The following is a 6,473-nucleotide window of genomic DNA, read 5'->3' on the forward strand; positions in this document are numbered from 1 at the left end:
TTATCATACCGGGACCGGCCTATTTCTTCAGCTCGAGCCCGACGCCTTTGTTGATGAAGGTCAGCGTGTAGGCCTTCTTGATGTCGATGCCGGCTGGCGTGACCTTGGCTTTGACCATCTTGTCGTAGAAATTCTTGATCCGCTCATCGGTCATGGCGCCGATGCCGAGCTTTTCGGTGTCGCCGGAATCGGCAAGGCCGAACTTCTTCATCTGCTCGATCGAGAACGCGATCTGCTCGTCGCTCATATCGGGATTGTCTTTCTTGATCATGTCGTTGGCGGCCTTGTTGTCGCCGTACAGATATTTGTACCAGCCCTTGGCCGAGCCATCGACGAAGCACTGGACCACCTCCGGCTTCTTGTCGATCGTATCCTGCATCACCTCGATCGTCGTCGAATAGGTGTCCCAGCCATAGTCGGCGAGCAGGAACTGGTTCGGCACGAAGCCGCCTTCCTTCTTGACCGCGAACGGCTCCGAGGTGACGTAGCCCTGCTGGATCGACTTCTTGTTGGCGAGGAAGGGAGCGGTGTTGTAGGTGTAGGGCGCGCGCTTGGAAGCGTCGAAGCCGAGTTCGATGACCATCCACTGGAAGAAGGTCTGCACGCCCTCGTCGCCCAATATGTACTGGTCGGCGTTCTTCAGGTCCTCCCATTTGTCGAGCCCTTCGCCGGGGTGGGACATGATGACCTGCGGGTCCTTCTGGAAGTCCGCCGCCACCACGCGCATGGGAATGCCTTGCTGGACGGCATCGAAAGCCGACAGCAGATTGCCGCCCATGTAGAAATCGATCTTGCCGGCCAGCAGCAGCGGTCGGCCGCTGACCTGCGGACCGCCCTGCATGATGGTGACGTCGAGGCCGCAGGCGGCGTAGGTGCCGTCCGCCACGGACTGATAATATCCACCATGCTCCGGCTGGGCCAACCAGTTGGTGCCGAAGGTGACTTTTTCATTCGCAGCCGCACCCAGCGTGCTGGCTGCAAGCAGGGCCACCGCCGCCACCGAGATCTTCTGTTTTCCGTACATCCACACCACCCTCTGTTTGCTCCGGCGCGCCACGCGCCAGGCTCGACACCAAAGATTCAAGAAGCAAGACACATGCCACCGGCGTCTGGCGCCGGGGCCGCCCGCTTGAAAGACGTTGCCATGCCAAGCGCGGACGGGTCATGCTGTACGAAAGGCATCGTGCCTATTTTTTGAACGGCTGTCCACAATCGCCCGGGCAACATGCACCGCCATCTTGAAGGTGTAATGGGTCCGGCTTTAGGCTGGCGGCACCCAGGAGATTGCCATGTTCAGATTCCTCACCCCGAAGTCGATCAAGCCGCCCTTTGCCCGCTACAGCCACGGCGTCGAGGTACCGCCTGGAAAGCGGCTGGTGCTGTGCTCGGGTCAGGTTGCCATAACCGCGGACGACCAGATTCCCGAAGAGGCCGGCGCGCAGGCCGAACTCTGCTTCCGCAACATCGAAGCGATCCTCGGCGAAGCCGGGCTGGGCCTACGCGACATCATCCGTATCAACGCCTATGTCACCGACCGCGCGCATCTGCGGCCCTATATGGATGTCCGCGACCGGCTGTTTTCCAGCCCCGCGCCGGCCTCGACGCTGATGATCGTCTCCGGCTTTGCCCGACCCGAATTCAAGGTCGAGGTCGAGGCTATCGCGGCCGGGTGATCGACAGACAACCTCCGCCGCGCTAGGTCTGGCCGTTCATCGAAGAGGCATGACATGACTGTTGCGAAGAAACGCGTGTGGTGGGGCGACTACCGGACCACCGAATACGCCTCGATGGATCCGGAGGCGACGATCGCCGTGCTGCCGGTGGCGGCGATCGAGCAGCATGGCCCGCATCTGCCTGTCTCGACCGACACTTCGATCATGAACGGCATGCTCGACACGGTCATCGCCCGCCTGCCCGACGATCTCGACATCCGCATCCTGCCGGTCCAGGCGGTAGGCAAATCGAACGAACATTTGCATGCGCCGGGCACCCTCACACTGCCGGCAACCACGCTGATCGAAGCCTGGACCGAGCTTGGCCTGTCGATCGCGCGCGCCGGTGTGCGCAAGCTGATCGTGGTCAATTCGCATGGCGGCAACGAGGAGATCATGGGCATCGTCACGCGCGAATTGCGCGTGCGCGAAAAGATGCTGGCGGTAAAGACCAGCTGGCAACGGTTCGGCCGCCCGGCCGGCATGTACACCGAACTGGAGGACCGCCACGGCATCCATGGCGGCGATGTCGAGACCTCGCTGATGCTGCATTTCCGGCCGGACCTCGTCGACATGGCCAAGGCCGACAATTTCGTTTCCAATGTCGCCAAAGCCGAAAACGAATTTTCGCTCCTGCGCCACACCGGCACCCACGCTTTTGCCTGGATCGCTGGCGATCTCAACCCGAATGGCGTCGTCGGCGATGCCAGCATCGCGACGGCGGAGAAGGGCCGGCTGACGGCAGAATATCAGGCCGACGGGTTCATCAGCCTGCTGCGGGATGTGCGCAAGGCGAAGCTCGCGGACTGGTTGACGTAGCATAGTTGCTCGGTACAGATGCTCTGACCGTCAGATGGCACATCGTGCCCTTCTGAGAATAGCCGAAGCCTTTTTCTTCGTCATCCTGGGGCGAAGCAAGGAGCGAAGCGACGCGGCGCAGACCCCAGGATCCATGCCGGGACTCCGAAGCGCTGCTACGGTCCAGAATTCTGCTCGGTTGCACTCTACGGCCGATGTCGCGGCATGGATCCTCGGGTCTCCGCGACGGAGCTTCGCTCCTGCTCCGCCCGTGGATGACGAAGGTGGGAAGGCACTTCGGGGAGTTACCCGTCGATCCTCAGCGCGAAGGGCGTGCCTTCAAAGGCATCCGCACCGCGGCCGATCGATTCGATCGCCTCGATCATGCGGCCGTTGCGATCAAGCAGCGCATCAGCCACCGCGATCAGTCGCGGATTGGGTGTTGCCGAGGGCGACAGCGCCCGCAGCGTCCGCGCCAATTCGGCCTCGTCGCGTTTCGGCGCCAATGCGGCCGCGATGATATAGGCCGAAGCCGTCGAGCGGCTGATGCCGGCATAGCAATGCACGAGCATCGGCCTTGCCCGGTCCCAGCGGCGCGCGAAATCGAGCAGGTTGCGGACATGCTCCTCGCCCGGCATGGTCATGCCGTCCTGCGCCGCCGCGATGTCATGCATGACCAGATGCAGATGGTTTTCTCGGGCGATCGACGCCGGACGGACCACCTCCGTTCCGGCGGCAAGTAGCGACAGCATGCGGTCGGCGCCGGTCCTGGCCACCGTTTCCTCGATCTTTGCCAGCGAGCAGACATGGATCATTGTTTCGAACCCTTCGATTGATGCTCGCGCCGCGACGCCCATTCGGCAAGAACGGTCTCGAGCCGCTGCCATTCCTCCTCACTCCCCGGCAGGCCGGCGCGCAGAACGTCAGGCCGATCGGCAAAATGGCGAAGCAGGATGCCGCGCCCGCCGAGCGCGGCAAACAAATCGGCAGCATGCGGCAGGCGAAGAAAACGGAACAGCGTGGTGCCACCCATAACGGGAATACCGAAGCGGCCGAACAGCGCATCGAGCCGCGCCGATTCATCAGCCAGCGCCGTCCGCATCGCGTCCTGCCAGCCGATGTCGGCAAGCGCGCGGATGCCGTATTCCAGCGCCGGGCCGGCGACGGCCCATGGCCCGAATTGTGTTTCCAGCCGTTCGACCGTCACAGCATCGGAAAGTGCAAAACCGAGCCGCAGGCCGGCCAGACCAAAGAACTTGCCGAACGAGCGCAGCACGACGACGCCGCCCTGGCCGACATCGCCGCAGAGGCTATGCTCGCGCGGCCCAACATCCATGAACGCCTCGTCGACAACCAGCAGCCCGCCCTTGGCGCGCAATCCGGCAGCCAGAGCCAGCAACCGGTCGCGCGCGATGACGCGCCCATCCGGATTGTTCGGATTAACGATGATGGCAAGGTCGGCGTCCGCCAACGCTTCGAAATTATCGACCTCCGCCACCTGGTGCCCGGCGATCACTGCTGCGCGGGCATGTTCGGCGTAGGTCGGAGCCAGCACCAGCGCCCTTCCGGGGGTAATCAGCGAGGCGACGCGCGGCAACAGGATCTGCGTGCCCGGTGCCGCCACGATGTTGGCTGGCGACGGCGCCCCATAGGCACTGGCAGCGATCTCTGTCAGCTCACGCGTGCGCGCGGCTTCCGGCAACCGCGACAGCGAGGTGGCGGGCAGGTCGAAAAGCGGGTAGGAGTGCGGATTGATACCGGTCGAGAGGTCGACGAATGGCAGCAGGGCGTTGGGGAAAAGCGCCCTCGCGCGGCCAAGACTTCCACCATGGTCCACAACCGCCCCATTAAGAAGCTTCATGTCAGTCCTGATCGCTTTCCTGTCATTGGCCGTCGAATTCGCCCTCGGTTACCCCGATTGGCTGTTTCGCGCCATCGGCCATCCGGTGACGTGGTTCGGCAGGCTGATATCCTTTCTCGACCGCAGGCTCAACCGCGCCACTGATCCCGACGCGCTGCGTCGCAAGCGTGGTGTCCAGGCGCTGCTGGTCATCGTGCTGGTGCCGGCGATAATTGGCCTGGGCGTGCAGATCCTGTTCTGGTTCGTTCCCATGGGCCTGGTCATCACTGCCCTCCTGGCAACGTCGCTTCTGTCGCAAAAGAGCCTCTATGAGCATGTCGAGGCTGTGGCGGACGCGCTCGACACCGGTGGCCTCGCTCTGGCCCGCCTTGCCGTTTCGCGAATCGTCGGCCGCGACCCTGAAACGCTCGACAGGGCCGGCGTCTGCCGCGCCGCGATCGAGAGCCTGGCTGAGAATTTCTCCGACGGCATCGTCGCCCCCGCCTTCTGGACCGGCGTCGGCGGCCTGGCCGGCGGCGCCGCCTACAAGGCTGCCAACACCGCCGATTCGATGATCGGCCACCGCACCCCGCGCCACGAGGCCTTCGGCTGGGCGGCGGCGCGCTTCGACGACTGGATCAATCTGCCGGCGTCGCGGCTGACGGCGCTGCTGATCGTGCTGGCGGCGTTCTTCGTCAAAGGCGCTGATGCGAAAAATGCCTGGCATGCGGTGTGGCGCGACGCGAAAAAACACCGCTCACCCAATGCCGGCTGGCCGGAAGCGGCGATGGCCGGTGCGCTCGGCCTGGCGCTCGCCGGGCCGCGCAGCTACGGCGGCGTGCTCGTGGACGACGTCTTCATGGGCGAAGGTGGGCGGCGCGAGGCCGACAGCCTCGACATAAGGCGAGCGCTGAAACTCTATCGCGTCGCCGACTATCTGCTGATCGCGCTGTTTGGGTCAGTCGCGGTCATGGTCATCGTGGCGTGATCTACTTTACCCTCCCCCTTGTGGGGAGGGTAAGAAACGCTCAGAACTCGATCCCCTGCTGCGCTTTCACGCCCGCGGAAAAATGGTGCTTGGTCACGCCCATTTCGGTGACGAGGTCGGCCGCCTCGATCAGCGCCGGCTTGGCATTGCGGCCGGTGACGACGACATGCAGGTCCTCGCGTCGCGCTTTCAGCGCCGCAACCACTTTGTCGAGGTTGAGATAGTCGTAGCGCAGCGCAATGTTCAGTTCGTCGAGCACCAGCAGGCTGATCGACGGATTGGACATCAGCTCAAGCACCTTGGCCCACGCGGCTTCGGCGGCGGCGATGTCGCGCTTCAGGTCCTGCGTTTCCCAGGTGAACCCCTCGCCCATCGCGTGCCAGACAACGCGGTCGCCGAAGGCGGCGAAGGCGTCCTTCTCGCCGGTGTGCCACTTGCCCTTGATGAACTGGACGACCCCGACCCGCTTGCCGTAGCCGAGCATGCGCAGCGCCAGGCCAAAGGCGGCGGTGGTCTTTCCCTTGCCCGGTCCGGTGTTGACGATGAGCAAGCCCTTCTCGACCGTCTTGCTCGCCACCTCGGCATCCTGCACAGCCTTGCGCTTGGCCATCTTGGCGCGGTGGCGTTCTTCGTCCCTATTGTCGATGTCGGTCATGTCATTTCACCTTGAGCGGCAGCCCTGCCACCATAAGCAGCACCATGTCGGCGACGGCGGCGACCTGCTGGTTGAGCCGGCCGGCGGCATCGCGAAACCGGCGCGCCAGTGCATTGTCCGGCACGATACCTTGGCCGACTTCATTGGACACCACGAACCATGGCCCGCGCGGCCGCGACAGCACCTCCGCCAATCGCCGGCATTCCAGCTCGAAATCGTGTTCAGCCAGCATGTGGTTGGTCAGCCACAGCGTCATGCAGTCGACAAGCACCGGCCGATCCTCCGGCAAGGCGGCAAGCGTACCGGAGAGATCGAGCGGTGCGTCGATGGTCGTCCAGCCTTCGCCGCGCCGCGATCGGTGCAACGCGATGCGTTCATGCATCTCGTCATCATAGGCTTGCGCCGTGGCGACATAGATCCAGGGCGGCGGCAAGGCGGTCGCCAAAATTTCGGCGTGCGCGCTCTTGCCGGAGCGCGCAC

Annotated in this window: 8 protein-coding genes; 3 read left to right on the forward strand and 5 right to left on the reverse strand. The window is 63.8% G+C overall.

Annotation, left to right across the window (positions count from 1 at the left end; genetic code table 11):
- Nucleotides 1-19: 19 nt before the first annotated feature.
- Entirely contained in the window at nucleotides 20-1,024 is a 1,005-nt protein-coding gene (locus EOD15_RS25900; RefSeq protein ID WP_127272561.1) for an ABC transporter substrate-binding protein, read from the reverse strand.
- Nucleotides 1,025-1,289: 265 nt separating this feature from the next.
- On the opposite strand from EOD15_RS25900, the gene EOD15_RS25905 reads away from it, so the two are divergent.
- Complete coding sequence (locus EOD15_RS25905; RefSeq protein ID WP_127271694.1) at nucleotides 1,290-1,673, forward strand: RidA family protein; 384 nt, start codon at nucleotides 1,290-1,292, stop codon at nucleotides 1,671-1,673.
- A gap of 54 nt (nucleotides 1,674-1,727) precedes the next feature.
- Nucleotides 1,728-2,531, forward strand: a complete 804-nt coding sequence (locus tag EOD15_RS25910) for a creatininase family protein (RefSeq protein WP_127321767.1) — start codon at nucleotides 1,728-1,730, stop codon at nucleotides 2,529-2,531.
- Between the two features lie 284 nt (nucleotides 2,532-2,815).
- Here EOD15_RS25910 and EOD15_RS25915 read toward each other — a convergent pair whose 3' ends face one another.
- Both EOD15_RS25915 and cobD read right to left on the reverse strand, forming a co-directional pair.
- Nucleotides 2,816-3,325 carry a tyrosine phosphatase family protein gene (locus EOD15_RS25915; RefSeq protein WP_127321768.1) on the reverse strand — a complete coding sequence of 170 codons (510 nt, stop codon included), beginning with the start codon at nucleotides 3,323-3,325 and terminating at the stop codon, nucleotides 2,816-2,818.
- A complete protein-coding gene (cobD, locus tag EOD15_RS25920; protein ID WP_127321769.1) occupies nucleotides 3,322-4,371 on the reverse strand; it encodes a threonine-phosphate decarboxylase CobD in 1,050 nt (349 codons plus the stop codon). Before cobD ends, EOD15_RS25915 begins: the two co-directional genes overlap by 4 nt.
- Between cobD and cbiB the strand changes: the two genes are divergently transcribed.
- Nucleotides 4,370-5,338, forward strand: coding sequence for an adenosylcobinamide-phosphate synthase CbiB (cbiB, locus tag EOD15_RS25925; RefSeq protein WP_127321770.1), 969 nt, complete (start codon nucleotides 4,370-4,372; stop codon nucleotides 5,336-5,338). The genes cobD and cbiB overlap by 2 nt on opposite strands.
- Nucleotides 5,339-5,378: 40 nt before the next feature.
- Here the strand turns inward: cbiB and cobO are convergent, their stop codons facing one another.
- The gene (cobO, locus tag EOD15_RS25930; RefSeq protein WP_127321771.1) at nucleotides 5,379-5,993 is read right to left on the reverse strand and encodes a cob(I)yrinic acid a,c-diamide adenosyltransferase; all 615 of its coding nucleotides are present in this window, start codon (nucleotides 5,991-5,993) and stop codon (nucleotides 5,379-5,381) included.
- 1 nt (nucleotide 5,994) lies between these two features.
- The coding region (cobU, locus tag EOD15_RS25935) for a bifunctional adenosylcobinamide kinase/adenosylcobinamide-phosphate guanylyltransferase (protein ID WP_127408967.1) at nucleotides 5,995-6,473 on the reverse strand (479 nt) is incomplete at its 5' end.

The organism is Mesorhizobium sp. M7A.T.Ca.US.000.02.2.1, assembly GCF_003996995.1.
Classification (GTDB): Bacteria; Pseudomonadota; Alphaproteobacteria; order Rhizobiales; family Rhizobiaceae; genus Mesorhizobium.

Excerpts from the sequence above, each read along its gene's own strand:
- EOD15_RS25900 (WP_127272561.1), bottom strand. The coding sequence starts at position 1,024 with ATGTACGGAAAACAGAAGATCTCGGTGGCGGCGGTGGCCCTGCTTGCA.
- EOD15_RS25905 (WP_127271694.1), top strand. The coding sequence starts at position 1,290 with ATGTTCAGATTCCTCACCCCGAAGTCGATCAAGCCGCCCTTTGCCCGC.
- EOD15_RS25910 (WP_127321767.1), top strand. The coding sequence starts at position 1,728 with ATGACTGTTGCGAAGAAACGCGTGTGGTGGGGCGACTACCGGACCACC.
- EOD15_RS25915 (WP_127321768.1), bottom strand. The coding sequence starts at position 3,325 with ATGATCCATGTCTGCTCGCTGGCAAAGATCGAGGAAACGGTGGCCAGG.
- cbiB (WP_127321770.1), top strand. The coding sequence starts at position 4,370 with ATGTCAGTCCTGATCGCTTTCCTGTCATTGGCCGTCGAATTCGCCCTC.
- cobD (WP_127321769.1), bottom strand. The coding sequence starts at position 4,371 with ATGAAGCTTCTTAATGGGGCGGTTGTGGACCATGGTGGAAGTCTTGGC.
- cobO (WP_127321771.1), bottom strand. The coding sequence starts at position 5,993 with ATGACCGACATCGACAATAGGGACGAAGAACGCCACCGCGCCAAGATG.